The 25,486-nt window shown below is 65.6% G+C and carries 22 protein-coding genes; 12 read left to right on the top strand and 10 right to left on the bottom strand.

All coding sequences use genetic code 11. The features are described from left to right. Positions 1 to 74 precede the first annotated feature (74 nt). The gene (locus ACFSM0_RS17050) at positions 75 to 491 is read left to right on the top strand and encodes a hypothetical protein (RefSeq protein WP_377393340.1); all 417 of its coding nucleotides are present in this window, start codon (positions 75 to 77) and stop codon (positions 489 to 491) included. A 370-nt stretch (positions 492 to 861) separates the two neighbouring features. Continuing rightward, positions 862 to 1,941 carry a tyrosine-type recombinase/integrase gene (locus ACFSM0_RS17040; protein ID WP_377393331.1) on the top strand — a complete coding sequence of 360 codons (1,080 nt, stop codon included), beginning with the start codon at positions 862 to 864 and terminating at the stop codon, positions 1,939 to 1,941. 549 nt (positions 1,942 to 2,490) lie between these two features. On the opposite strand, the gene ACFSM0_RS17035 is transcribed toward ACFSM0_RS17040, so the two are convergent. From ACFSM0_RS17035 to ACFSM0_RS17020, 4 genes are read right to left on the bottom strand one after another with little or no spacing between them, the layout of a single operon-like run. Next, positions 2,491 to 3,249 carry an iron ABC transporter ATP-binding protein gene (locus tag ACFSM0_RS17035; protein ID WP_377393328.1) on the bottom strand — a complete coding sequence of 253 codons (759 nt, stop codon included), beginning with the start codon at positions 3,247 to 3,249 and terminating at the stop codon, positions 2,491 to 2,493. Continuing rightward, a complete protein-coding gene (locus ACFSM0_RS17030) occupies positions 3,246 to 4,193 on the bottom strand; it encodes an iron chelate uptake ABC transporter family permease subunit (RefSeq protein ID WP_377393325.1) in 948 nt (315 codons plus the stop codon). The genes ACFSM0_RS17035 and ACFSM0_RS17030 overlap by 4 nt, the downstream gene beginning before the upstream one ends. Continuing rightward, the gene (locus tag ACFSM0_RS17025; protein WP_377393322.1) at positions 4,183 to 5,121 is read right to left on the bottom strand and encodes an ABC transporter permease; all 939 of its coding nucleotides are present in this window, start codon (positions 5,119 to 5,121) and stop codon (positions 4,183 to 4,185) included. The genes ACFSM0_RS17030 and ACFSM0_RS17025 overlap by 11 nt, the downstream gene beginning before the upstream one ends. A 6-nt stretch (positions 5,122 to 5,127) precedes the next feature. Continuing rightward, positions 5,128 to 6,012 (bottom strand): siderophore ABC transporter substrate-binding protein, encoded by an 885-nt coding sequence (locus tag ACFSM0_RS17020; RefSeq protein WP_377393319.1) that lies wholly within the window; start codon positions 6,010 to 6,012, stop codon positions 5,128 to 5,130. A 109-nt stretch (positions 6,013 to 6,121) separates the two neighbouring features. Between ACFSM0_RS17020 and ACFSM0_RS17015 the strand changes: the two genes are divergently transcribed. Continuing rightward, on the top strand, positions 6,122 to 6,487 hold the full coding sequence (locus ACFSM0_RS17015) for a DUF2218 domain-containing protein (RefSeq protein ID WP_377393316.1): 366 nt from the start codon (positions 6,122 to 6,124) through the stop codon (positions 6,485 to 6,487). Here the strand turns inward: ACFSM0_RS17015 and ACFSM0_RS17010 are convergent. Further along, on the bottom strand, positions 6,444 to 7,268 hold the full coding sequence (locus ACFSM0_RS17010) for an alpha/beta hydrolase (RefSeq protein WP_377393313.1): 825 nt from the start codon (positions 7,266 to 7,268) through the stop codon (positions 6,444 to 6,446). The two genes, ACFSM0_RS17015 and ACFSM0_RS17010, sit on opposite strands and share 44 nt — an antisense overlap. Positions 7,269 to 7,279: 11 nt before the next feature. Next, on the bottom strand, positions 7,280 to 9,388 hold the full coding sequence (locus ACFSM0_RS17005) for a TonB-dependent siderophore receptor (RefSeq protein ID WP_377393310.1): 2,109 nt from the start codon (positions 9,386 to 9,388) through the stop codon (positions 7,280 to 7,282). 127 nt (positions 9,389 to 9,515) lie between these two features. Between ACFSM0_RS17005 and ACFSM0_RS17000 the strand changes: the two genes are divergently transcribed. Continuing rightward, positions 9,516 to 10,529, top strand: coding sequence for a helix-turn-helix transcriptional regulator (locus ACFSM0_RS17000; RefSeq protein WP_377393307.1), 1,014 nt, complete (start codon positions 9,516 to 9,518; stop codon positions 10,527 to 10,529). 73 nt (positions 10,530 to 10,602) lie between these two features. Here ACFSM0_RS17000 and ACFSM0_RS16995 read toward each other — a convergent pair whose 3' ends face one another. Then, the gene (locus ACFSM0_RS16995) at positions 10,603 to 11,469 is read right to left on the bottom strand and encodes a LysR family transcriptional regulator (RefSeq protein ID WP_377393304.1); all 867 of its coding nucleotides are present in this window, start codon (positions 11,467 to 11,469) and stop codon (positions 10,603 to 10,605) included. A 97-nt stretch (positions 11,470 to 11,566) separates the two neighbouring features. On the opposite strand from ACFSM0_RS16995, the gene ACFSM0_RS16990 reads away from it, so the two are divergent. From ACFSM0_RS16990 to ACFSM0_RS16965, 6 genes are read left to right on the top strand one after another with little or no spacing between them, the layout of a single operon-like run. Beyond that, a complete protein-coding gene (locus ACFSM0_RS16990) occupies positions 11,567 to 12,490 on the top strand; it encodes a serine hydrolase (protein ID WP_377393301.1) in 924 nt (307 codons plus the stop codon). Continuing rightward, on the top strand, positions 12,487 to 13,509 hold the full coding sequence (gene pip / locus ACFSM0_RS16985) for a prolyl aminopeptidase (protein WP_377393298.1): 1,023 nt from the start codon (positions 12,487 to 12,489) through the stop codon (positions 13,507 to 13,509). The genes ACFSM0_RS16990 and pip overlap by 4 nt, the downstream gene beginning before the upstream one ends. Continuing rightward, a complete protein-coding gene (locus ACFSM0_RS16980; protein ID WP_377393295.1) occupies positions 13,506 to 15,089 on the top strand; it encodes a peptide ABC transporter substrate-binding protein in 1,584 nt (527 codons plus the stop codon). Before pip ends, ACFSM0_RS16980 begins: the two co-directional genes overlap by 4 nt. A gap of 56 nt (positions 15,090 to 15,145) precedes the next feature. Beyond that, the gene (locus ACFSM0_RS16975) at positions 15,146 to 16,069 is read left to right on the top strand and encodes an ABC transporter permease subunit (RefSeq protein ID WP_377393292.1); all 924 of its coding nucleotides are present in this window, start codon (positions 15,146 to 15,148) and stop codon (positions 16,067 to 16,069) included. Continuing rightward, a complete protein-coding gene (locus ACFSM0_RS16970) occupies positions 16,062 to 17,183 on the top strand; it encodes an ABC transporter permease subunit (protein ID WP_377393289.1) in 1,122 nt (373 codons plus the stop codon). Before ACFSM0_RS16975 ends, ACFSM0_RS16970 begins: the two co-directional genes overlap by 8 nt. 1 nt (position 17,184) lies before the next feature. Next, positions 17,185 to 18,783 (top strand): ABC transporter ATP-binding protein, encoded by a 1,599-nt coding sequence (locus tag ACFSM0_RS16965; RefSeq protein ID WP_377393286.1) that lies wholly within the window; start codon positions 17,185 to 17,187, stop codon positions 18,781 to 18,783. Positions 18,784 to 18,843: 60 nt separating this feature from the next. Here ACFSM0_RS16965 and ACFSM0_RS16960 read toward each other — a convergent pair whose 3' ends face one another. The 3 genes from ACFSM0_RS16960 to ACFSM0_RS16950 all read right to left on the bottom strand — a co-directional run bounded on the left by ACFSM0_RS16960 (position 18,844) and on the right by ACFSM0_RS16950 (position 23,564). Then, positions 18,844 to 20,868, bottom strand: coding sequence for an ASKHA domain-containing protein (locus ACFSM0_RS16960; protein ID WP_377393283.1), 2,025 nt, complete (start codon positions 20,866 to 20,868; stop codon positions 18,844 to 18,846). Between the two features lie 107 nt (positions 20,869 to 20,975). Next, positions 20,976 to 22,580 (bottom strand): OpgD/OpgG family glucan biosynthesis protein, encoded by a 1,605-nt coding sequence (locus ACFSM0_RS16955; protein WP_377393280.1) that lies wholly within the window; start codon positions 22,578 to 22,580, stop codon positions 20,976 to 20,978. Positions 22,581 to 22,721: 141 nt separating this feature from the next. After that, positions 22,722 to 23,564: an AAA family ATPase gene (locus ACFSM0_RS16950; protein WP_377393278.1), complete on the bottom strand. Its 843-nt coding sequence runs from the start codon at positions 23,562 to 23,564 to the stop codon at positions 22,722 to 22,724. A gap of 210 nt (positions 23,565 to 23,774) precedes the next feature. Here ACFSM0_RS16950 and dksA point away from each other — a divergent pair, with 210 nt between their 5' ends. Further along, positions 23,775 to 24,197, top strand: a complete 423-nt coding sequence (dksA, locus tag ACFSM0_RS16945; RefSeq protein ID WP_377393275.1) for an RNA polymerase-binding protein DksA — start codon at positions 23,775 to 23,777, stop codon at positions 24,195 to 24,197. Between the two features lie 116 nt (positions 24,198 to 24,313). After that, positions 24,314 to 25,483 (top strand): FAD-dependent monooxygenase, encoded by a 1,170-nt coding sequence (locus tag ACFSM0_RS16940; RefSeq protein WP_377393272.1) that lies wholly within the window; start codon positions 24,314 to 24,316, stop codon positions 25,481 to 25,483. The last annotated feature ends 3 nt before the right edge of the window (positions 25,484 to 25,486 follow it).

Genomic DNA, 25,486 nt, shown 5'->3' with positions numbered 1-25,486 from the left:
GAGGGGACTGAATATGAGGATGCGCCCAATGTCGGCGCCGAGGTGATCGCGTTTCCGAATTTTTCGGGGGGGTAATGGAATATGACCGCACGCAACGAATATTTTCAGCTGCCTCACGCGACGCGTCAACGCCGATATGCGAAATTATTTTTCGCAAACCAGAGAAATGCGCGAAAACTATTACTCAAGGGCAGCTCTCGCAAAGCAATATTGCCCCATCATTTCAGGCGCTTAATGGATGTGAACTTTTGCGGATGAGGTTATCCACACCCTTGACCAACTCAAAATCGAATCAGGCATTATCGCTTATCCGTTTCTCGATTACATTCAAGGGCAAGAAGTCGGAAACAAAACTCCTTCCTCCCCGAAAAAACCTTGACGCCGCGAATTATTTTTCACTCGCGAGAACGGAGAAACTCGGACGATGGCGCGGGAACGAAAAGGCCATGTCAGCAATGGGGCAGGGGCGGATGCGCAACAGGCCAGCGTGATTTCCGTGCCGTGCGTTCCGCCGGATGAACAAAATGAAGATCGCGCGACAACAAAAACGGAATGGAAGGAACGAAAAGCCGAAGAACTACAATGGCATATGACACAAGCTAGTCCGCAATTTTCAGAAGTGGAAATGGATGTGGGTGCGGCCTCCACTCTTTCGCGTATCGAGGGTGGTTTGGGTGCAGCGTCAAGAGGCAACGCTATCAAACCATTTTTGATGACGTCCTCACAAGCAGCAAATTTCCTCGCCATCTCGGAACGCAGCCTGCGGCGGCTGCGAAGCACGGGACTCAAATATGTCGTTCTGGGCGCCGGCACAATTAGATATCGCCGGGTCGACCTCGAATCCTATATAGGAGAAAGCACATGCCATTTCGCCCCAAGAACACGCGCTACTGGCACTATGATTTCCAAATTCGGGGTTGTCGATTTCATGGAAGTTGTGAAACCGAAAACTACGAGGAGGCCAAGGCAGTAGAGGCGGCGGCCCGGGTTGAGGCGCGCAAGAGACTGTCGACCAAAAAACCAGCGCCGAGCGTCTTCACGCTCTCACAGGCGCTCGGAACCTATTATAATGATGTCGCCGCACATCAACCTTCGGCCCGAACAGCGCGCTCGCAGGCGACAGCGCTGCTTCGCGGGCTCGATCCGCAACTCACTTTGCCAAAACTCACCGCGGCCGAAATTCAGCGATATGTCTCGTTCCGCCGCACCAAGTGTGCGAATGCGACGGTCAATCGGGAACTGCAGCTTCTGGGACGCGCGATGCGCCACATGGCACGCATCCACCACGCCGAGATCCCTGCGATCGATCTGGCCGCAATGCAAATCGAGGAGGCTGAAGAGCGCGTTCGGGAATTGACGCGCGATGAGCAACAACGACTCTTTGAAAAGCTTCGCCCCGACTTGCATCCTCTGGTCTCGATGGCGTTGGCCACCGGTTTGCGGCTTTCCGAACTGTGCAATATGCAGTGGTCTGCCGTCGACTTCGGCACCGCCAGCATTCGCGTCGTTCAAAAGGGTGGACGTCATCGGAACTTTCCCGTCAATTCCGAGTTGCGGGACTTTCTGAAAGACCTCCCTCGGGCGGACAGCCTTCCACATGCGCGATTTGTGCTGACCTATCTCAATCACCGGAAGAAGAGCCTTCCTCGGCACAGGATCACGCAGGGCGGTGGCATCATGGAGCTCTTTCGGGATGCCGCCATCGCCGCCGAAATCGAGGACTTTCGCTTTCACGACCTGCGCCATACTTTTGCAACGCGACTGCTGCGTCAGACTGGCAACTTGAAGCTGGTCAGCCGCCTGCTCGGGCATTCAGACATTACGACGACGATGCGCTATGCGCATGTGCTCAACGCGGACATGCGCGCAGCTTTGGAAGACTACGCGGTCGAAATGGTACCCGCGGCACAGCGAAAAATGCGGGGTCAGAAAACCGCGTGACCTTGGCCCGCCGCCGCCATTCCCGCGATGGAGGAACCCGAACAGGGTGTTCATCTCCATGGCCGATATCAGGGCAACACTGGGATAAGGTCTCGCCAATTAGAGCTATGCCTTTGCAAAGAGACAGAGAAAAGAAAGCGCCGCAACGCCGCCCCTGATGCCCTTTCCCGAAGACCCCCCGAAGTGGCTCGCAAGGCATTGATTCCAAAAGGTAGTTGTTATCTTCCCAAGCTGATGACGAGGGTTCGATTCCCTTCACCCGCTCCAATCCCCTGCCGTCAATCTTGCCAAGAGCTTCGTGCGCTTGACCGGCCCGGTGCGCATTCGGGCCAGATGGCGCCTGTCTTGGCGCGTTGAGCAAACCGGATCGGGAGGCGGGGTATACCGCCGCCGGGGCTCCAGCCACGTTTCGGGGGGCATCATGAGGCGGGAGCGCAAGCGCAAACCGGGCGTTGCCTGAAAGGAGGCCCGTGCCGCCTCTCCGCAGGTGCCGGCGCAAATGGAGCGCGCGCGCGGCGGCTTGCCGGGTCACATCGCGCGGCTTGGCCGCTACGGCAAGTGATGCAGCACCAGCGGCCGGCCCGCATGGGAGGCCACAGCGATTTCGGTGTCGTAAAGCGCAGAGAGGCGCGGCGCGGTCAGCACCGTTTCGGGCGGCCCCTCGGCCACCACGGCGCCCGCCTTCATCGCCACCACATGATCGGCCCAGGCGGCGGCAAAGTTCAGATCGTGCAGCACGATCAGCACCGAGCCGCCCGCATCGCGCAGCCGCGCCAGATGCGCCATCAGCCCCCGCGCATGCGCAAGGTCGAGATTGTTGAGCGGCTCGTCAAGGATCAGCCAGGGCGTTTCCTGCGCCGCTGCCATTGCCAGATGCGCGCGCTGCGCCTGTCCGCCCGACAGCGTGTCGAGAAACCGATGCGCCAGCGGTTCCAGCTCGAAATCGGCCAGGGCCCGGGCGATCGCGGCGTGATCGGCGGGCCCCGGGCGACCATGGCAATGCGGCCAGCGCCCGAAGGCCACAAGCTCGCGCACCCGCAGCCGCGAGGCGAGCCCGGTGTGCTGGCCCAAAAACGCCATCTCCCGCGCCAGCTGCCCGCCCGGCGTCGTGGCGACGTCGCGCCCGTTCACCCGCACGGCGCCGGGGCGCGGTGTCTCGATCCGCGCGATCAGCCGCGACAGCGTCGATTTTCCCGCCCCGTTCGGCCCGATCAGCGCGGTGATCCGGCCCGCGGGCAGGGTCAGCGTCGTCGGTGCCAGGATCGGCGTATTCCCCACGGTGAAGGAAAGGCCCGTCACCTCGATCATCGGATCTTCCCCCGCATCAGCAATATCAGGAACAAAAGCCCGCCGCCGCATTCCAGCACCACGCTGAGTGTGGCCTTCAGCCCCAGAACCCGCTCAAAGGCCCATTGCCCGCCGACAAGCCCGACCAGCGCGAGCGCCGCCGCCAGCGCCAGAAGCCGCCGATGGCGCGCCCCCGGTGCAAGGCTTTGCGCGAGCCCCGCCACGATCAGCCCGAAAAAGGCGATCGGCCCCACCAGCGCGGTTGCCGTTGCGGTCAGCACCGCGACCAGCCCGAGCGTGAGCACCACGAGCCGCCGATGCGGCAGGCCAAGCGACAGCGCCCGCTCGCGCCCCAGCGCCAGCACATCGAGCCTTGGCCCCAGCCAGAACGCCAGCGCCATTGCCGGAACGGCAAGGCCCGCGGCATGGCTCAGCGTCTCGACCGAAGGGCGGGAGAAATTCGCGAAACTCACCGATTGCACCACCGCATTGGCATTGGGGTCGAGCATCCGCATCACCAGCACCGATCCGGCCCGAAACAGGATGCCAAGGATCACCCCGCTCAGGATCGTGCGGCCAATGTCGGCGCCGCGCGCGCGCCCCAGCAGCATGCCAAACAGCGCCGCCGCAAGCCCCGCCATCAGCGCCGTCTCGATCAGGAATTTCGGCCCGGCGGGCAGGGCAGCAAAGCCAGAGATGCCAAGCGTGGCCAGTGCCAAGCTTTGCACCAGACCATAAAGCGCGTCGAAGCCCATGATCGAAGGGGTCAGAATGCGGTTTTGCGCCACGGTCTGAAACAGCACGGTGGCGATGGCGACCGACGCCGCCACCAGCGCGAGCGCCGCCAGCTTTTTTGCCCGCAAGGTGAGCACAAAGGCCGTATTGCCCGACAGGCCCTGAAACAGCCAGAGCGCGATGACGAGCGCCAAAAGCGCCGAGAGTGGCAGCCAAAGCCTAGCGCCCATCGCGATCGCCCCGCCACAGAAGCCACAGAAAGGCGAGCGCGCCGACCACCCCCAGAATGGTCCCGGCGGGGATCTCGTAGGGGTGAATGACGATCCGCCCCAAAAGATCGCACGCGAGCACAAGCCCCGCGCCCGAGAGCGCCACAACGGGCAAAGCGGCGCGCAGATTGTCGCCCATCACGCGGGTGACCAGATTGGGCACGATCAGCCCGACAAAGGGAAACATGCCCACCGTCACCACCACCATCGCGGTGACAAGGGCCACCACCGCCAGACCAAGGCGCAGCACCGCACGCGGGTTCAGACCGAGCGCGGTGGTCGCCTCGGGCCCAAGGCCAAGGATCGCGAAACGGTCAGCCGCCGCCCATGCCAGCACCACCGCCGCGCCCGCAAACCACAAAAGCTCATAGCGCCCGGCCACGACGCCGGAAAACTCTCCCGACATCAGCCAGACCGAGACATAGGGCAAAAGATCGGTTTCCCAGCCGACAAAGGTGACGCCTGCGCCGAGCACGCCCGAGAGGATCAGCCCGGCGAGCGGCACCAGATAGACCTCGCGCGCGGGCAGGCGGCGGATCAGCGCCGCGAACAGCACCGCCCCCGCCAGCGCCGAGACGGCGGCCAGAGCCATCTTGGCCCAGATCGGTGCGGCGGGGGCGGCAAGGGTCACCGCCAGAAGCCCCGCCGCCGCCGCCTCGGGCGTGCCGGTGGTGGCCGGCTCGACAAAGCGATTGCGCACGATCTGCTGCATCACCACGCCCGCCACGGCCAGCGCCGCCCCGGTCAGGATCGCCGCCGCCGTGCGCGGGATGCGCGAGACCGACAACAGCAGCCCCGCCCGCCCGTCAAGACTGGCGGCGCCGACGAACAGGCTCGCAACGGCCAGCAGCGCCAGACCCGCGAGCGCCAGAACCAGCGGGCGCGACATCGCCCCTCAGCCTTGCAGCGCGGCCAGAAGTTCGGCCAGATTGGCCATCAATGCCTGATAGCCACCGCCCGCGATGTAGAGATCGGCGGCGTTCAGCATCACCACATGACCGGCCTTTGCGGCTTTGGTCCCCGCCACCAGCGGCGTGTTCAGGGTCTCGGCAGCCGAAGGCCCCTCCGCCCCGGTCGCCGCCCCCCGATCCACCACGATCAGCCAGTCGGGATCGACCTCGGCGATGAACTCGAACGAGATCGCATCGCCATGCACCTCGGGTTTGAGCGCCGGCCAGGCTTCGGGCAGGCCAACCGTGTCATGGATCCAGCCAAAGCGCGAGCCGCGGCCATAGGCGGACATCTTCGGCCCGTTCGTCAGCACGATCAGCGCATCGCCCTTGCCCTTGGCTGCCGCCTGCACCGCGGCGATACGGGCCTCCAGCGCGGCGGCCAGCGCCTGGGCCTCGGCCTCCTTGCCAAAGAGTGTGCCATAGGCCGCAAGCCGCGCCCTCGCATCGCCCACGACATCGGCCGAAATCGACATGTCGAGCGTGGGCGCCACCTGCGCCACCGCGTTAAATTGCGTCGCGGAGCGCGCCCCCACCACGATCAGATCGGGCGCAAGCGCGGACAGCGCCTCAAGATCGGGCTCGAACAGCGTGCCGATCGGCGCGGCAGAACCGGGCGCAAGGTAATCGACATAAAGCTTCTCGGGCAGGCCCGCCACGGGAACGCCAAGCGCCGCGAGCGTGTCAGCCGCGGCAATATCATAGACCGCGATCGCGGCGGGGCGCTCGGGCAGGGTGACGGCGCCGCGGGCGGTGGCGATGGTGACGGGATCAGCCAGAACAGGCGGGGCGGCCAGCATCAGCGCCGCCGCAAGCGCAAAGCGTTTCATCGGATCTCTCCAGGTTTGGCGTGGCTGAAACTGGCTGCGCGGTTCAGGGCATATCCCCTTGCCGCGCCAATCGCCAGTGGGTAGCCTAGAAAAAAAGTAAGGATTTTGCATGCTCGTCACCACGGCCCGCTTTGCCACCCCGTATGCCGGAAAATACATCGCCCAGCTGTGCAAGCATTTCGCCCACAAGGTGCGGGCGGAATGGGATGAGCTGCAGGGCCGGGCAGAGCTGCCCTCAGGCCCGGTGCTGCTGCGGGCCGAGCCGGAGGCTCTGGTGGTGCGCATCACCGCCCCCGATGCTAAGGCGATGATCCAGTCGCGTTTCGTGGTGGACAGCCATCTGGTGACCTTTGCGTTTCGAGAGGGGTTCACCGGCCTTTCATGGCAGCTTGGGCCCGCCCCCGAAGGCGCCGCGCAAGAGGCGCGTGAGATCAGCGCCACAGAAAGTCAACCGCGGCCGCCAGAAACGGCGTGACCGAGGCGCCATGGCTCAGGCCGGGAAATTCCACCAGCTCCGTTCCCAGTTCGCGGGCCAGGGTCTCGGCGCGCCCGGCCATGTCGCGGCTGCGCAGGCGTTCGACGCGCGCGGGCGCCGCGCCTGCCGCACGGGCGGCTTCGGGCCGCTCCAGCGCGCCGATCGAGATCAGCACCTCGGGCCGGGTGGCCCCCGGCGGCGGTGCGCCAAGCCCTGTCGGATCGGTCCAGAGCGAGGGGCTGCCCGCCGCGACATGGCTGAACAGATCGGGCCGCGCAAAGCCTGCCCGCAGCGCAAAGGCGCCGCCATAGGAATGGCCCAGCACCATCCGATGCGCCGGATCGACGGGCAGCGCGGCCTCGATCCGGGGCAGGATGGTGTCGCTCAGCACCCGGACCATTGCCTCGGCCCCCGGTGCTTCCACCAGATCGGGGCCGCGCCGGTCCATGTCGATCAGGCCGGGGCCGGGCCAGCCGATCCCCACCACCACCGTGGGCCGCACCGGACCCGCCGCCTGCGCCGAGCCTTGCAGCGCGAGCGCGTCGCAAAGCGTGCCGAAGGTCCAGCCCGCATCGAGCGCATAGATGATGCCATAGCCCTCGGGCGGGGGCGCGGCGGCGGGCCAGTGCGCCTGCACCACCAGCGGCCCGTTCGGCCCGTCCACCGCGAACCGGGCGGAGTGCTCCAGCACCACCGCCGGGCCGAGGTCTTGCGGGTCGGCGGCCGTGCCGGGGGTCCCCAGCAGCGCAACGCCGATTGCAGTCGCGAGCATGAGCCGCATCAGACGCCCCCTCAGAACCGCCGCGTCAGCGCCAGCGTCACGTTGCGCGGCTCGCCACGGAAGTTGAACACCGCGGCGCTGCCGACGCGCGAGTAATAGTCCTTGTCGAAGGCATTCGAGACGGTCAGGCGCAGATCGGTGTTGTCGTCGAGGCGGCGCTTGGCGCTCAGATTGACGACGCCATAGCCCGGCGCGTGGATCGTGGTGCCCCCGGAGGTTGAGGAAAAGCTCGACATCGCCACCAGTTGCCCGCCGAAGGACCAATCGGCCAGCGCCCCCTCGGTGACGTCATATTCCGCCGAGAGTTTCAGCATGTGGTAGGGGGTGTAGGTGGAGAACACCCCCCCCGCGCCGGTGCCGTTGAGGTATTCCGAGTCGGTATACGTGTAGCCCGCCGCCAGATGCAGATTGTTGCCGATCTCGCCCGCGGCCTCGATCTCGAAGCCCCGTATCCGCACCTCGCCATTGGCCACCGAATAGGTCTCCCCCGGCACCGTTTGCGCGCGGTTGACCTGATCAAGCTGGAACAGCGCCGCCGTCAGGCCGAGCCCCGCGGCGGTCTCGGTCTTGACGCCCAGCTCGATCTGTTTGCCCTCCAGCGGGTCGAGCACCTTGCCCGAAGCATCGAGCGCGGTCTGGGTCTGGAAGATCTCCGTGTAGCTTGCATAAAGCGTGGTGTCGGGGCGGATGTCCCAGGTCACCCCGGCGAAGGGCGTCAGATGCCCGTTTTCCCGCACCTGCGAGGCGACCCCTGTGGCCGAGACCGCGTCGATGTCGACCCAGCTCAGCCGCGCCCCGCCCAAAAGCGTCAGCGTGGAGATCGGTTTCAGCCGCAGCTGCGCATAAACGCCCTGCTGCTCGGTCTTGGTGGTGGCGGCATTGCCATAAACCACGGTGGGTTCGGCCAGCCCCGAAGTGTCCCAGTCGTCCAGATCCCATGAGCCGGTGAAAGCGCCCGAGGCCGCGCGCACCGAGGAATCGGTGCTTTGCGCATCAAGGCCGACAATCGCCAGCCCCTCCCATCCGCCAATTGCAAAGGGCAGTTCGGCATGGGCATCGAAGGCGAGCGTATCATGGCTGAAATCGCGCGCCAGCCAGGTGAGCCGCGACACGGTATTGTCGGCGGCGGCCGCCGATCCGCTGTAGGCATAAAGGAAATCGCCGGTCTGATGCGAATGGCGCAGGCTCGTCTTGACGCGCGCGCCGTTGTCGAAGCGATGTTCGATCGCCGCCACCGCATCGGTCACGTTATTGTCGAACCGGTTCCAGTCGGCGGCGGTGGTGGTTTCGACATCAAGCCAGAGCAACGACCCGTCGGCATAAGTGGGCAGGCCGTTATAGGGGGAAATGTCGCGCCGCATGTTGGAGATCGAAAAGGTGGCGGTGGTGTTGGGCGTGATGTCCCAGGCCAGCGCGCCATAAAGCTGATCGACGCCGTTTTCTTGCTTGTCCACGAAGCCGTCGCCTTGCGCATGGGCCGCCACCAGCCGCCCGCGCAGGCTGCCCGAGTGGTTCAACGCGCCGCCGTAATCCAGCTCGATCCGCTTTTGCCCGACCGAGGAGAGCGAGGTGGTCACATATCCCCCCGGCTCGGTCCGGTTCGCCTGCTTGAGCCGCATGTTCACCGAGCCCGCCGGCGATCCGGTGCCGATGAACAGCCCCGAGGGGCCCTTGAGCACCTCGACGTGATCGACAATCGACAGGTCAGGCTGGGTGCCATAGATCGAGCTGACCGGCGCGGGCAGGCCGTCGTAATAGAGATAGTCGAACTCGAACCCGCGCGAGAACAGCGACGAGCGACCAACGTCATTCGAGAGCACCAGCAGGCCCGGAACGTTCCGCACCGCCGTTTCCAGCGCGGTGTAACCGCCGTCCTCGATCTGCTTGCGCGTCACCACCGAGGTGGATTGCGGCACTTCGCGCGGCGTCATCGCCGCCTTCTCGCCCACCGAAATCAGCCCGCTCTTGTAGCTGTTCGAGCCTTCGGTCTCGTAACTCGCCCCCTCGACGTTGATCTCTTCGAGCGTGGTGATTTCCTCGGCCAGCGCCGCTCCGGCCAGCGCCGGCACGACAAGGGCCGTGCCAATGGCGAGCGCTCGGCGGATCGTGATCATGGGCATTGCGTTTCCTCGTTCTTTATATCTGATAATTTTAGTAGTATATTGCCTGCGCAGGTCCGGCTTCGCCACGGGGCGAGCTTGCGGGAACTGTCAAAATGCTTGCCAAAACCGTCAGACTGGGGCCGCGATGAACCAACCGATCCTGTTGCAAGACATCGCCGCCGGGGCGCATCACGCGGGCCGCGAGTTCGGCGCCACGATTCGCGCCGATCGGGTGGCGCTTTGCGGTGTGCGGGAGGCGGGGCGCCTGCCATCGGGGCTGCATCTGCACACGCTCGACGCGGCGGCGGCGACCGATTTTGAAACCCGGATCCTGCGCGCGCCGGCGGTGGTGGTGCATCTGATCCTTGCGGGCCGTGCCGAGGCCTTCATCGGCCGCCAGCCGCTGCGGCTCGCTCGGGTGGAGGGCGCCCCGGTGCGCATGGCCTTTTACGCGCTGCGCCATGCCGCGCCGTTCCGGCGCCGGGCGCGGGCCGGGGAGGCGCTGCGCAAGGTCAGCATCGACATCGGCTGGGAGTGGCTGGCGGCACGCGGGGTGAGCCAGGACATGGTGCTGGAAGCGAGAGATTTCCGCCACGAGGATTGGCCCGCCAGCGCCGCCGAAATCGCCATGGCAGAAGAGATCCTGGCGCTGGAGGGGCAGGGGGCCGCCTGCACCTTGCGCCGCGAGGCGCTGGTGTTCGGGCTGGTGGCGGGCTGGCTTGAGCATGTTCTGGCGGGCGCAAGCGCGCTGCGCCCCCCCGAAATGGAGCGGTTGCGCCGGATCGAGGACAGTGCGCTTTTGCCCGGCCCGGTGCCCGCCTTGGCCGAGATTGCCGCAAAGGCGGGGCTGAGCCTGTCCTCGATGCAACGGCTGTTTCAGCGCGCCCATGGCACTTCGGCCAAGGACCGGATCCGCAGGCTTCGGCTGGAGCGCGCGGAGGCCGCCTTGCGCGCGGGCGAGAGCGTGGCGCAGGCGGCGCATGTGGCGGGGTTTGTCTCGGTCGAGAGCTTCGCCACCGCCTTCAAGCGCCATCGCGGGCTATGCCCCTCGGCATTGATCTGCGCCGGGGCCGGGCGGTCGGGACAAAGCCCGGAGGCGAGAGGAGCTGTGCAAAAAGCCCGAGAAGAGCCGCCACAAACCTCGGGGCCGGCGCGCTGACGCCGTTTTCGATGGTTGCCACGCCCGGCGGATCAGGGCGTTTCGGGCTTTTGGCGCGATGCTCTCCGCGTGCTCAGGAGTTTGCCAGCGCCCGCAAAAGCTGTTGCGCACTCGCCCGCAAGGGCGTGTCCCGGCGGTAAAAGGCGCGCAGTGGCAGGGTTGGCACCTGCGCGATCGGGCGCGTGATCAGACCCGTCGTCAACAGGCTGTCCGCCGTCATGGCATCAATAATCCCGATGCCGCCGCACGCACTGATCATGTGGCACACGGTCGAGCAGTAAGGCACCTGACAGGCGAGCAGATAGGGCAGCCCCTGAGCGCGGAACGCGCGCCGGATCACCGCGCCCATCGGCGACCAATCCGGGTCAAAGCCGACCAGCGGACGCTCCCGAAAATCGCTGATCACCAGCGTCGGGCGGGTGGCGAGCGGGTGATCGGGGCGCATCACCGCGATCAGCGCCACGCTGCACAGCGTTTCCTCTGCCAGATCGGGCCGCGGTGGCACCGCCAGTTGCATGCCGATATCGGCGCGGCCGCGGCTCACGTCCTGCTCGGGCTCGCCCACCCAGAGCCTGAGCGCGCGCGCCCAGTCGCGGTAGCCCGCCCGCGCAAGGCGCGGCGCCAGATAGCCCTCGACCACCGCCGGCGTGGCCGAGATCGTCACCGGGCGCTGCTGGTTGCCGCGGATCTCCTCGATCCGCTCGCGGATCTCCTTTTGCGCCACGAACACGGCCCCGGTCTGGGCGTAAAGCTCCAGCGCCTCCGCCGAGGGCTCAAGCCGGTTGCCCCGGCGTTGAAACAGCAAAAAGCCAAGGCGGCTTTCCAGCCGCTTCAGCCGGTCACTGACGGCAGGTTGCGAGAGCCCGAGCACGCGCGCTGTCTCGATGGTGGTTCCGACCCGCATCAGCGTGCCGAACAGCTCGATCTCTGCCAGATCCATTATCAGTAATCCGATTAAAGGGCCATTATTTCTCATTATCGCGATTGTCTGCGGCAATCTAGCCTGATCCGACGGCATAGAGACAGGAGCGGATTCGGTGTTCTTTGACTCCGACAACGATTGGGCGCAGCGGGCGGCGCGGGTGGTGGCAGAGCTGCCTGCGCGGTTTGCACAAGACGGGCTGACGGTGGACAACCATGGCCTTGTTGCGCTGCGCGAGGAGGGCGGCGGCCGGTTGAGCGGCTATGCCTATCGCGGCGACTGGCGCTGCTATCCGTGCTCTCTTGTGAAAAGCTTCCATCTCGTGCATGCGCTTGGTGCGCTGGAGCAGGGGGCGCTCACGCCGCATCCCGAACTTGAGCGCGCGCTTCGGGACATGATCCTGTGGTCCTCGAACACGGCGACGAATTACGTGATCGACCTTTTGACAGGCACCACCGGTGACACGCTTCTGGAGGAGGAGGCGCTGGCGCGCTGGATTGCGGCACGCGAGGGGTTGAACCGTTGGTTTGACCGGCTTGGCTGGCCGGAGATGGCGGGCTGCAATCTGACGCAAAAACTGATGGACGACATCCGCTATGGCCGAGAGGCGCAATTTGCCGCCACCCAGGGGGGCTATCTCAACCAGTTGACACCGTGCGCCACGGCGCGGCTGATGGCGGCAATCTTTGGCGCGGCCTTGCCGCTTTCGCCCGCCGCCCATCTGCGCGCGCAGGCGCTTCTGGCGCGCGACCCCCGCGACCCCGAGGCCGCCAATCCGAATTTTCAGCTCTCGGAATATCTGGGCGGGCATCTGCCGGCCGGGGTGCGGATCTGGTCGAAGGCCGGGCACAATCTCTGGACCGGTGATCCCAAGGCCTCGTGGTTCAAGCATGACATGATCCGGCTTGAAGCGCCGGGGCAAAAGCCCGTGATCTTCGTGCTGATGACGCAGGGTGAGCGGTTGGCAAGCACCGTGCCGGACGCCTTTCCGCGCATCGGGCGGCATCTTTTTGACGCACTTTGCGGGGAGAGCGCATGACCCCAGTGCTGCGGCCGCTGTTTCCCGAGATCACCCCGCACCGCTGCGGGCGGCTGCGCGTGTCTGACCTGCACGAGATCCATTTTGAGGAATGCGGCAATCCCGCGGGCCAGCCGGTCTTGATCTTGCATGGCGGGCCGGGGGCGGGGATTGCGCCCTTTTTGCGCCGCAGCCACGATCCGGCGCAGTATCGCATCGTGCTCGCCGATCAGCGCGGGGCAGGGCAATCGACCCCGCTCGGCGCGCTGGAGGAGAATACCACAGCCGATCTTGTGGCCGATATCGAGGCGTTGCGCCTCCATCTGGGGATTGCGCGGTGGCAGATCGTTGGTGGCTCCTGGGGCTCGACACTGGCGCTGGCCTATGGGCTCGCCCACCCCGAGCGGGTGAGCGGGATGATCCTGCGCGGTATCTTTACCGGGCGGCAGGTCGAGGTGGATTGGTTTTACCAGCAGGGCGCGGGCATGATCCTGCCCGAAGCCTTTGCCCGCTACCGGGCCACGATCCCGGTGGCCGAGCAAGGCGCGATGATTGCCGCCTATCACCGGCGGCTGACCGGCCCGGCGGGCCCGGTGCGGCGGGCGGCGGCACAGGCCTGGGCCGGGTGGGAGGAGGCGGCGCTGCGCCTGATCCCGTGCCCGAGCACGCCCGACGACCCCGCCCAGATCGACGCCGTTGCCCGGATCGAATGCCATTATTTTGCCAACGGTTGCTTTTTTCCGACCGATGGCTGGCTGCTTGATCAGATCCGCGCCGCAGCGGCCCTGCGCGCCGTGCCCTGCCATATCATTCAGGGCCGCTACGATCTTATCACCCCGGCCCAGACCGCGTTCGAGCTTGCCAGGGTCTGGCCCGAGGCGCGGCTCACGCTTGTGCCCGATGCCGGGCATTCCGGCACCGAACCCGGCATCGCCGATGCGATGGTGCGCGCCAGCACCGCCCTTTCCGACCAAGACCCGCGCCAAGACGGGTCAAATCTCCCTCCCTCCCCCTTGTCCACAGAGGAACCCAACGCATGACCTTTCCGTTCAAGACCCTGCTCACCGCCGGTTCGCTGATCGCCCTGATGGCCTCCGGCGCGCTGGCGGAAACGGTGCTCAACCGCGGCAACAACGGTGATCCCGAAACGCTCGATCCGCACAAGAACTCGACCATTCCCGAAGCCAACCTGATGCGGGATCTGTTCATGGGGCTGACCATGCATGATGGTGCGGCCAACCTGATCCCGGGCGCGGCGGCAAGCTGGAGCGTATCGGCCGATGGCAAGGTCTGGACCTTCAAGCTGCGCGAGGGCGCGCTCTGGTCCGATGGCACGCCCGTGACCGCCGAAGATTTCGTCTGGTCATGGCAGCGCGTGGTCTCCCCCGATACCGCGGCGGAATATGCCTATATGCTGGCGCCGGTCTTGAATGCCGAGGCGATCACCAAAGGCGAGAAACCCGCCGCCGACCTTGGTGTGCGCGCTCTCGATGCCACGACGCTCGAAGTCACGCTGAAGGCGCCCACCCCCTATTTTCTCGAGATGCTGACGCATCAGGCGACCTATCCGGTCGAACGCGCCAATGTCGAGAAATATGGCGCCGATTTCACCAAGCCGGGCAATCTGGTCTCGAACGGGGCCTATACCCTCGACAGCTTCACGCCCAATGATCACATCTCGCTGGTGAAAAACCCGAAATTCTATGATGCGGCGCATGTCGCTTATGATCGCGTCAATTTTTACCCCACCGAAGATGCCACCGCGGCGGTGCGCCGGTTCGAGGCGGGCGAGCTGGACATGACGCTCGACTTCCCCGCGCAGCAAACCGCGGCGCTGCAGGCCGCGCTTGGCGATGAGGTCAAGGTCGGCCCGACGCTCGCGACCTATTACTACGGCTTCAAGCTCGACAAGGCGCCGTGGTCCGATCTGGAGATCCGCAAGGCGATCTCGATGGCGATCGACCGGGATTATCTGGCCGAGGAAATCTGGCAAAACACCATGATCCCCGCCTATACGCTGGTGCCGCCGGGGATCGCGGGCTATGAGGTCGCGGCCCCCGACTGGGCAGGACTGAGCCAGATCGACCGCGAGGATCAGGCCCGCGCCATCCTTGAAAAGCACGGCTACACCGAGGCGAACCCGTTGCACATGGAGATCCGCTTCAACACCAACGAGAACAACGCCAATACCGCCGTTGCGTTGCAGGAACTGCTCAAGCCGATGGGGATCGCGGTGACGATGGTCAATCTCGACATCTCGGCCCATTACGCGCATCTGGAGCAGAAGGGCGATTTTGACGTGGCCCGCGCGGCATGGTTTGCCGATTACAAAGACCCGGAGAACTTCCTGTCGCTGTGCACCACCGGGGCCGGGAACAACTATTCGCTCTACTCGAACGCCGAGTATGACGCGCTGATGCAACAGGCCGCGGTCGAGCCGGATGCCGCCAAGCGCATGGCGGCGCTCGCCAAAGCCGAGGAAAAAGGCGTGATCGAGGATCAATGCGTGATGTCGCTGATGTTCTACAGCTATCGCGGGCTGGTCTCCGACAAGCTGGCGGGCTGGCAGGCCAACAGCCTTGACGTGCATCCGAGCCGCTTCCTCGCCCCGGCGCACTGAGCTTATCCCTGGCCGGGCTTCCGTCCGGCCGGGGCTTCCTGCACAAGGCCGGGACCATGACACGTTTTATCCTGCGACGTCTGCTGACCGCGATCCCGACGCTGTTTCTGATCATCACGATCTCGTTTTTCCTGATGCGCATCGCCCCCGGCGGGCCGTTCAATCAGGAAAAGGGGCTCAACCCGGCGGTGATCGAGAACCTCAACCGCGTCTACCACCTCGATCAACCGCTCTGGAGCCAGTATCTGCATTATCTCGCCAACCTTCTGCATGGCGATCTGGGGCCGAGCTACACCCGGCCCGATTTCACCGTGACCGAGATGTTTGCCACCGCCCTGCCGATCTCGATCCAGATCGGCACGCTGGCTTTGGCTTTGGCGCTGCTGCTCGGCTCGGCTCTGGGCATCATCGCGGCGCTGAACCAGAACCGCGGGCTCGATTATCTCGTGGTGGCCACGGCAACGGCGGGGAGCACCATTCCAACCTTTGTCATCGCGCCGCTTTATCAGCTCACCTTCGCGCTTTCGCTCAGCCTCGTGCCCGTGGCGGGCTGGGGCGGGGGCGCCCTGGTGAACAAGATCGGCCCGGTGCTGACGCTGATGTTGCCGCAACTGGCGGTGGTGGCGCGGTTGATGCGCGGCTCGATGATCGAGGCCTTGCGCGCCCATCACATCCGCACCTGTCGCGCGATGGGCTTGTCCGAGGTGTCGGTGGTGGCGCGCCATGCGCTGCGCTCGGCGGTGATGCCGATCATCTCTTATGCCGGGCCGGCGGCGGCCTCACTGCTGACCGGCTCGGTGATCGTGGAAACCGTGTTCGGCATTCCCGGCATCGGGCGCTATTTCGTCGAGGCGGCGCTGGCGCGCGATTACACCGTGGTGATGGGCACGGTTGTCGTGCTGGCCGCCTTCACCATCGTGTTCAACCTGATCGTTGATCTGCTTTACGCCGTCGTCGACCCCAGAGTGCGCCATGACTGATACGCCTTCCCTTGCTCCCGGCCGCTCGCTCTGGTCCGACGCCTGGGCGCGGTTGCGGGCAAACCGTGCCGCCAGCCTCTCGGCGCTCTATCTGCTGCTGATGGCGCTGGCCTGCGGCCTTGGCCCCTATGTGGTGCCCAATGATTTCACGACGATCAACCAGAGCTACACCAAGGTGCCGCCGCGGCTGAGCGCCTATCCAACGCCGGAGATGATCGGCCCGGCGCTCGAGCAGGTGGCCAAACGCGCCCGGCTCGAGATCCGCGAGTGGCATCTGCAAGGCGGCGAGATCGTCGCCACACTGGCCGCGCCGCGCGGGGTGGATGCGCGCGCCGCGCGCTATTTCGACCGGTCTGATCTCTTTGACGGGGCCCGCATCTTAGCTGCAAGCGCCCCCGGAACCGCCCCCGGAACCGCCACGTTGACCGCGCAGGTCGAGCACAGGTGGTTTCTGTTCGGCACCGATTCCAATGGCCGCGACCTGCTGGCCCGGACCCTTGTGGCCGGCCGGGTCTCGATGGCGATCGGGCTTCTGGCCGGGCTGGTCGCGGTGGTGATCGGGGTCGTTTACGGCGCCGTCTCCGGGTTTTTCGGGGGCAAGGTCGACGAGGCGATGATGCGGCTTGTCGACATTCTCTATTCGCTGCCCTTCATCTTCTTCGTGATCATGCTGGTGGTGTTTTTCGGGCGGAACTTTTTGCTGACCTTTCTGGCCGTCGGGGCGGTGATGTGGCTCGACATGGCGCGGATCGTGCGCGGGCAGACACTGGCGCTCAAACGGCTCGAATTCGTTCAGGCCGCTGAGGCTCTCGGCGTCAGCCGGGCGGGCATCTTGCGCCGCCATATCCTGCCCAACCTGCTTGGCCCCGTCATCATCTACATGACGCTGCTCGTGCCCACCGTGATCATCATGGAGAGCTTTCTCTCCTATCTCGGCCTTGGCGTGCAGGAGCCGATGTCGTCCTGGGGGGTGCTGATCTCGCAGGGCGCAAAGAACATCCCGAACGCGAACTGGCTTTTGTTCTTTCCCGCGTTGTTCCTGATTTCCACCCTCTTTGCGCTGAACTTCATCGGCGACGGGCTGCGCGATGCGCTCGATCCAAGGGACCGCTGACATGACGACCGCACCTGTGCTGGAGCTTGACGATATCCATGTGAGCTTCGAGACCCTCGACGGCACGGTGGAGGCGGTCAAGGGCGTCTCCTTCCATGTTGCCCGGGGAGAAACCGTGGCCGTCGTCGGCGAATCCGGCTCGGGCAAGAGCCAGATCATGATGGGGGTGATGGGGCTTCTTGCGCCCAATGGCCGGATCCGCGGCCGGGCGGATTTTCATGGCACCGGGCTGATTGGCCTGCCCCGGCGCGCGCTGAACCGCATTCGCGGAGAGCGGATCGCGATGATCTTTCAGGAGCCGATGACCTCGCTCGACCCGCTCTTCACCATTGGCGCGCAGCTGATCGAGCCGCTTCGCCGCCATCAGGGCCTGTCGCACCGCGCCGCCCATGCGCGCGCCATCGAGCTGTTGCGTCTGGTGCAGATCCCCGAGCCGGAGCAGCGCATGTCTGCCTGGCCGCATGAGCTGTCGGGCGGGCAGCGGCAACGGGTGATGATTGCCATGGCGATCTCGAACAACCCCGAGCTTCTGATCGCCGATGAGCCGACGACGGCGCTTGATGTGACGATTCAGGCCGAGATCCTGACCTTGCTGCGCGATTTGCAGCAGCGCCTGGGCATGGCGATCGTGTTCATCACCCACGATCTGCATGTGGTGCGCCGGATCGCCGACCGCGTGGTGGTGATGCGGCGCGGCGAGAAGGTGGAGGAGGGGCCCGTCGAGGAGGTTTTCGCGCGCCCGCAAAATGCCTATACCCGCGCCCTGATCGACGCCGAGCCGGAGGGCCGCAAGCCGCCGGTTGCCGCCGATGCCCCGGTTGTGCTGGAGGTTAAGGAGGCTTCGGTCACGTTCGGGCGGCGCCGACGGCGGCTGTTCCAGCCCGTCGAGCCCGGGTTTCGGGCGGTCAACGGGCTCTCGCTGAGCCTGCGGCGCGGCGAAACCATCGGCATTGTGGGCGAGTCCGGCTCCGGCAAGAGCACGCTCGCGCGCGCCATTTTGCGGCTCGTGCCGGCGTCCGGGACGATCCGCCTGCATGGCCGCGCGATCGAGGATCTGTCGCCGCGCGCGCTTTTGCCATTGCGGCGCGACATGCAGGTGGTGATGCAAGATCCGTTCGGCAGCCTCTCGCCGCGGATGACGGCGGGGCGGATCGTGGCCGAGGGGCTGTTGGTGCATCACCCGCAGATGAGTGCCGCCGAGCGGGACCGGGCCGCCGCCGCGGCGCTTGCCGAATGTCAGTTCGACCCGAGCCTGCGCAACCGCTATCCGCATGAGTTCTCGGGCGGTCAGCGCCAGCGCATCGCCATTGCGCGGGCGCTGGTGCTCAAGCCCAGCATCATCGTGCTCGATGAGCCAACCTCGGCGCTTGACCGGCAGGTGCAAAAGCAGATCGTTGATCTGCTCCGGCGCCTGCAAGCGGAGCACGGGCTGAGCTATCTGTTCATCAGCCACGATCTTGCGGTCGTGCGCGCGCTCTCGGATCGCGTGATGGTGCTCAAATCGGGCGCGCTGGTTGAGGAGGGAAGCTGCGCCGAGGTGATCGGCGCGCCCCGGCAGGACTACACCCGCCGGCTTGTGCAGGCCGCGTTTCTGGCCTGAGGCCGCGCCCCGGTTCAAGGCGGTGCAACGCGCCCGCCCGCCGCGGCGGGCAGGCGGCGCTCAGCCGCGCCGCCGCCTGCGCCCGCCGCCCTCGGGGGCGGGGCCGCCGTTGAAGCTGACCTCGGGCAGGGTGACGATTTTTGCCAGTTCCGAGAATGGTGCGGTGGCATGCGGGATCGCATTGGCGGCCACGAAATGCTCCTGAAACCGCGGCTCGATGGCCGTTTCGATTTTTACGATCCGCTTCACCTGCGCCTCGATCGCGCGGCGTGCGCTGCGCGAACAAAGCGCCATGCGCGCCCCCGTGCCCGCGGCATTGCCCGCCGAGGTCACCGCCTCAAGGGGCACATCGGGGATCATGCCAAGCACCATCGCATGTTTGGGGCTGATATGCGCGCCAAAGGCGCCCGCCAGCACCACCCGGTCCACCCGGTCCACGCCCATCTCGTCCATCAGCAGCCGGGCGCCTGCATAAAGCGCAGATTTCGCAAGCTGAATCGCGCGAATGTCGCCCTGCGTCACGGTTACGCGCGGGCCATCCGGGGTGGCGTCATGGATCACATATTCATGCGTGCGCCCGGTGGCCACGCAGCGCGCACTGCCCACCTGTTCCGCCGAGCCGATCAGGCCGGAGGGATCGAGAATGCCCGCGATGCGCATTTCCGCCACGGCCTCGATGATGCCCGAGCCGCAGATGCCCGTGATTGTCGGCGTGCCAAAGGCCGGGTCATCCGACCAATGCGCATTGCCGATGATGCGAAAGCGCGGCTCTTTCGTCACCGGGTCGATCTCGATGCGCTCGATCGCGCCCGGCGCAGCACGCTGGCCCGAGGAGATTTGCGCCCCCTCGAAGGCCGGGCCGGTGGGGGAAGAGCAGGCCAGCACGCGGCTGCGGTTGCCCAGAAGGATCTCCGCATTGGTGCCAACATCGACGATGAGCGAGAGGTCATCGCGCGTTTCGGGCGCCTCGGAGAGCGCCACCGCCGCGCAATCGGCGCCGACATGGCCCGCGATCAGCGGCAGGAGATAGGCGCGCGCCGCCGGGGCGAGGGGGGCAAGGCCGATCTCGGCTGCGGCAAGCGAAAGGCTGGCGCCGGAGGCAAGCGCAAAAGGCGCCTGACCAAGCTCGACCGGATCGAGGCCAAGCAGCAGGTGGTGCATCACCGGGTTGCACACGACCACCGCCTCGACCACCGCCTCGGGCTCGATGCCCGCCTCGGTGGTGAGCGCGGCTGCGAGCCCCGCCATCGCCTCGCGCACGGCGGCGGTCATCTCCGCCGCGCCACCCGGGTTCATCATCGCATAGGAGACCCGGCTCATCAGGTCTTCGCCAAAGCGGATCTGCGGGTTCATCAGCCCCGAGGAGGCAAGCACATGGCCGTCATTGAGGGCGACCAGATGGCCTGCGATCGTGGTCGAGCCAAGGTCGATGGCAAGCCCGTAAAGCGGCGCCTCGCGGTAGCCGGGGTAAAGCGCAAGGAGCCGCGGCGCGGTGCCGTCGCCCGGTTCATGAACCGCGGCGGTCACCTTCCAGTCGCCTTTGCGCAGCCGCGTCTGCAGCACTGAGAGCACCGCAAGATCGGCCTGCAATCCCTTGATTTGCCATTGGCTTTCCAGCGCAGCGGCGAGCCGCTCAAAATCGCCGGAGGGCTCATGCATCGAGGGCTCGGCGACGTCCACATATAGCGGGCGGGTCGCCGGATCCATCTCCATCACCCGCTCCGAGGCGCTCTTGCGGATCACCTGGCGGTGCACCTGGCTCTCGGCGGGCACATCAATCACCACATCGCCCTGAATGCAGGCCTGACAGCCCAGACGCCGCCCGGGCTTGAGGCCCCGGATCCGGTCGTAGCGCTCCTCGACGGCATTGACCGGGCTCAGCGCATCGGGCGCAACATGCAGGCCATGCTTGGGAAATTCGCCATAGCCCGGCGCGACCTGACATTTCGAGCAGATGCCCCGCCCGCCGCAGACCGAATCGAGATCGACGCCGAGCTTGCGCGCCGCCGCAAGCACGCTCGTGCCCTTTTCAACCCGCCCCCGTTTGCCCGAAGGCGTGAAGATCACCAGTGCATCGTCCGACATCGCAGGCTCCCTGTTGCGCTCTCCGTTCTAGGGCAGGCGCGCGCAAAGGCAAAGCCCGGCTGCGACGGCGCGCCGCAGCTTTGCGGCATTGCGGGGGACATGACGGGTCAATGCGGAGGAATGGCCCAGCCCGGAGAGAACTGGTAGAGCCATGTCTCGGTAAGCGGGCGGCCCGCAAGCTCCAGATACATCCGCAGATCGGCGATTTCTCCGGGCAACAGCGCAAGGTCGAAATTCGCGCGCCAGATATTGCCGTTGGGCATCGGCTCGGCAAAAGTCCGGCTGATCGTGCCTGCGCTCGTGCTCACAACCACCTTCGGAAACACCCCGTAGGGGATCTGGCGCATCACCGCAGGACGGTCGAATTCCACCGCGAAATTATAGACGTTCTCGGGGCGGGGCAGGCCGGGCTGGCCGCCGCGCCCGATCCGGGTTTCCACCGTTTGTGCGATGTTTTCGGCGGGCACCGGGCAGAGGTTTTGCCAGTGCAGCCGGTAGTGCAGCGCATAATGCGCGCCCTTGAGCGCGGGGCCTTCGGGCACCCAGAAGGCGCCGATATTGTCGTTGATCTCGTCGTCGGTGGGGATTTCCATCAACTGGATCTCGCCCTTGCCAAGCGGGGTGAGCGGCTCGACCCAGACGCTCGGGCGGCGGTCATAGAGCACGCCGTCCTGATAGTGATCGAAGTCGCGGTCGCGCTGCATCAGGCCAAAGCCCTTCGGGTCAGTGTCGGTGAAAGCCGAGATCCGGGTGCCGTCGGGGTTGTTGAGCGGGCGCCAGATCCGCTCGCCCGAGCCTGCCCACATCTCCAGCCCGTCGGAATCATGCACCTCCGGGCGCCAGTCCAGAAGCCGGTCGCGGCCATATTCGCCAAACCAGAACATCGAGGTGAGCGGCATCAGCCCGAGCCGGTCAACATCTTCGCGCAGGAAGATCTGGGCCTCGATCTCCATGCCCACGCCGCGCGCGCGCTGCTGCCCGCGGGTGAGTTGGAAGCGATAGGCACCGGTGACGCTTGGCCCGTCAAGGAGCGCGCAGACGGTGACCGGGTCATCCGCGCTGGCGCCCGGGCGCTGTTCAATATAGAACTCTGTAAAATCAGGGAATTCTTCGGGTTTTCCGTTGCTCGCGGCATTGATGACGATGCCGCGCGCGGATTGGCCGTATTGCCCCGCCGCGCCGATCGCGCGGAAATAGGAAGCGCCCTGAAAGGCGACCCAGTCCTGATGCGTCCAATCCTCGGCCTCGGCCCATTCCTGCAGCCGGAAGCCGGCAAAGCCCGCGTTATGGGGCAGTTTGCGGGCCGGGTTGTCGGCGGGCATGTCGAAGAAATCGGCCGAATAGGGCACCTCGGTGGCGCGGCCCGCTTCGACGACGAACATTTGCACCCGCTTGGTGGCATATTTGCCGAGCGGGAAAAACTCGAGCGGATAGCCCTTTTGCGGCCCCGTGCCGGGCTGGCCGGAGAACGGCGCCTTTGCGGTGCGGAACACCAGCTCCCCCTTGCGCTGATAGTCGATCTGCGCAACGATTTCGGGCGCGGGCTGGAATGGCGGCGCATAGGGCGCCTGCGCCATCCCCCGCGCGCGCTCGACAAGCGCGTCGTAGCTGAAGGAAAAGGGGATGGGGGTGGCCAGTGCGGCGGGCACGGGCAGGATCATAACGCTTGCAAGGGCGGTGGCCCCCTGCAGCACGCTCCGTCGGTTCAGCATTGCGGCACTTCTTCGCTAAGGTACTGAAGGCTGACGCATCGCGGAGTTCCCGCATCTTGGCAAGAGAGTGTTTTGCGCTAACGCGACGGAGTGATGCGAAAGATACATCTGTGCTGAGGCACTGCTCAAATTCTCAGCATTTCAGCGGCGTTCGCGCCGCGCCATGAAGGCGAGGCGCTCAAACAGCTGCACATCCTGCTCGTTCTTCAAAAGCGCGCCATGGAGTTTCGGCAGCAGGTTCGCCGGATCGGCTTTCAGCTCCTCGGGCGCAAGATCCGCGGCCAAAAGCAGCTTGAGCCAGTCGAGCACTTCCGAGGTGGAGGGTTTTTTCTTCAGCCCCGGCGTTTCGCGGATTTCAAAGAACCGGGTCAGCGCGGCGGCCAGAAGCGCCTCCTTGATGCCCGGAAAATGCACCTCCACGATCGCGCGCAGGGTCTCGGCATCGGGAAACCGGATGTAGTGGAAGAAGCAGCGCCGCAAAAAGGCGTCGGGCAGTTCTTTCTCGTTGTTCGAGGTGATGATGACGATCGGGCGGTGCCGGGCGCGGATCGTCTCGCCGGTTTCGTAGACGTGAAAGGCCATCTGGTCGAGTTCTTGCAGCAGATCGTTCGGAAATTCGATATCCGCCTTGTCGATCTCGTCGATCAGCAGCACGACTTTTCCTTCCGCCTCGAAGGCCTGCCAGAGCTTGCCCTTGCGGATGTAATTCTTCACGTCATTCACGCGGGCATCGCCCAGCTGGCTGTCGCGCAACCGGCTCACGGCATCATATTCGTAAAGCCCCTGACTGGCCTTGGTGGTCGATTTGATCGCCCATTCAAGCATCGGCAGGCCGAGCGCCTGCGCCACCTGCCGCGCCAGTTCGGTCTTGCCGGTGCCGGGCTCGCCCTTCACCAGAAGCGGCCGCTCCAGCGCCACGGCAGCATTCACGGCCACCACCAGATCGGGCGGCGCAACATAGCTTTCGGTCGAGCGAAACTGCACGGCTTTCCCCCCGTTTTCCTGCCGATTTTGCAGACAAGAGCCTAGCGGCGCAGGAAAAATCACGCAAGCGGCGGGCTGCGCTTGCAGGAAACATGCCGCAACCGCAAACGCGGGGCGTGACATCGCGTCTCGCTTGGGTTATGGGAGCGCGCAAGCGGCGCCGGGCGGGTGACGCCCCCTGGGACCGAGGGCACGAAAGTGAGTGACGCGATGAAAGCCGAGACATTCCTTCCCGACGATTACCGGCCGGCCGAAGACGAGCCCTTCATGAATGATCGGCAGCTCGAGTATTTCCGCCGCAAGTTGCAAGCCTGGAAAACGGAGTTGCTCGAGCAGTCGCAAGAGACGCTCGAAGGCCTCGCCGAATCGGCGCGCAACGTGCCGGATCTGGCCGACCGCGCCTCTGAAGAGACCGACCGCGCGCTGGAGTTGCGCACCCGTGATCGCCAGCGCAAGCTGGTGTCCAAGATCGACGCGGCACTGCGTCGCATCGAGAATGGCGAATATGGCTATTGCGAAATGACCGGAGAACCTATCTCTCTGAAACGTCTCGATGCCCGCCCGATCGCCACGATGACGCTTGAGGCGCAAGAACGCCACGAACGCCGGGAACGGGTGCATCGCGACGACTGAAGCCGGACCGGCAGGCCCGGGTGAGGCCTGTTGGTGCCGCGATCCGCGCACGTTGAAGATCAGGTTTCACCGGTGCCCCAAGGGTGCCGGTGTTTGCTTATGAAAGGACGCGGGCGGTGCTGATCGGACGACGCGTAACAGTCTTGGGGGCGGGGATCGCCGGGCTCGCCGTGGCGCGGGCGCTGGCGCTTCATGGCGCTCAGGTGACGGTTCTCGAACAGGCGGATCAGGTCCGCGAAGTGGGCGCCGGGCTGCAAATTTCGCCCAATGGGGCCAAGGTGCTGCGCGCGCTTGGCCTTGGCGATGCGCTGGAAAAGGCGGGCCCGGCCACCGCGGCCATCGAGATGCTCGATGGCGAAACGGGGAGCCGGGTGATCCGGCTCGATCTTGCCAAATTGCGCCCCGGGGCGGAATACCGTCTGGTCCATCGCGCCCGGTTGATCGAGCTTCTGGCGGAGGGCGCGCGCGATGCCGGGGTCGAGATCCGGCTGTCGCAGAAGGTCGAGGATGTCGATCTGAGCGCCGGGCGGCCGAAGCTTCTCACCGCGATGGGCGAGACGATCGAGCCTGACCTGCTGATTGGCGCCGATGGGCTGCATTCGCGCGTGCGCCGGGCGCTCAATGGCGAGGCGCGGCCGTTTTTCACGCATCAGGTGGCGTGGCGCGCGCTTGTGCCCTGCGATGAGGCCGAGCCGAAGGTGGCGCAGGTGTTCCTTGGCGCGGGCAAGCATCTTGTGAGCTATCCGCTGGGCCGGGGGCTGCGCAACATCGTGGCGGTGGAGGAACGCTGGCGCTGGGTCGAGGAAAGCTGGAACCTGCGCGATGATCCGCTGACACTGCTCGCGGCTTTCGAGGAATTTTGCCCAAAGGTGCAGGAGTGGCTGGAGGCCGTGCGCGAGCCGTGGCTCTGGGGCCTCTTCCGCCATCCGGTCGCGCGCGTCTGGCAGGGGCGCCATGCGGTGATTTTGGGCGATGCCGCGCATCCGACGCTGCCCTTCCTCGCGCAGGGGGCGGTGATGGCGCTTGAGGATGCCTGGGTGCTGGCGCAGGCGCTCAACAAGTTCGAAAATGACGAGCATGCCTTTGCGGTTTATCAGCAAATGCGGGCGGGGCGTTGCAAGGCGATTGTCGAGGCGGCAAACCGCAATGCGCGCAACTATCACCTCTCGGGCTTCCAGCGCACGCTGGGGCATTTTGCGCTGCGCACCGCCTCGATTTTCGCGCCGGGGCAGGTGCTCAACCGCTATGACTGGGTGCATGGCCACGACGTGACCACAGAAATCTGAGCA

This window comes from Rhodobacter lacus (assembly GCF_042683065.1).
Lineage (GTDB): Bacteria > Pseudomonadota > Alphaproteobacteria > Rhodobacterales > Rhodobacteraceae > Rhodobacter > Rhodobacter lacus.
Note: the sequence above shows the minus strand (reverse complement) of the source record. Positions and strands in the feature narration are given on the sequence as shown.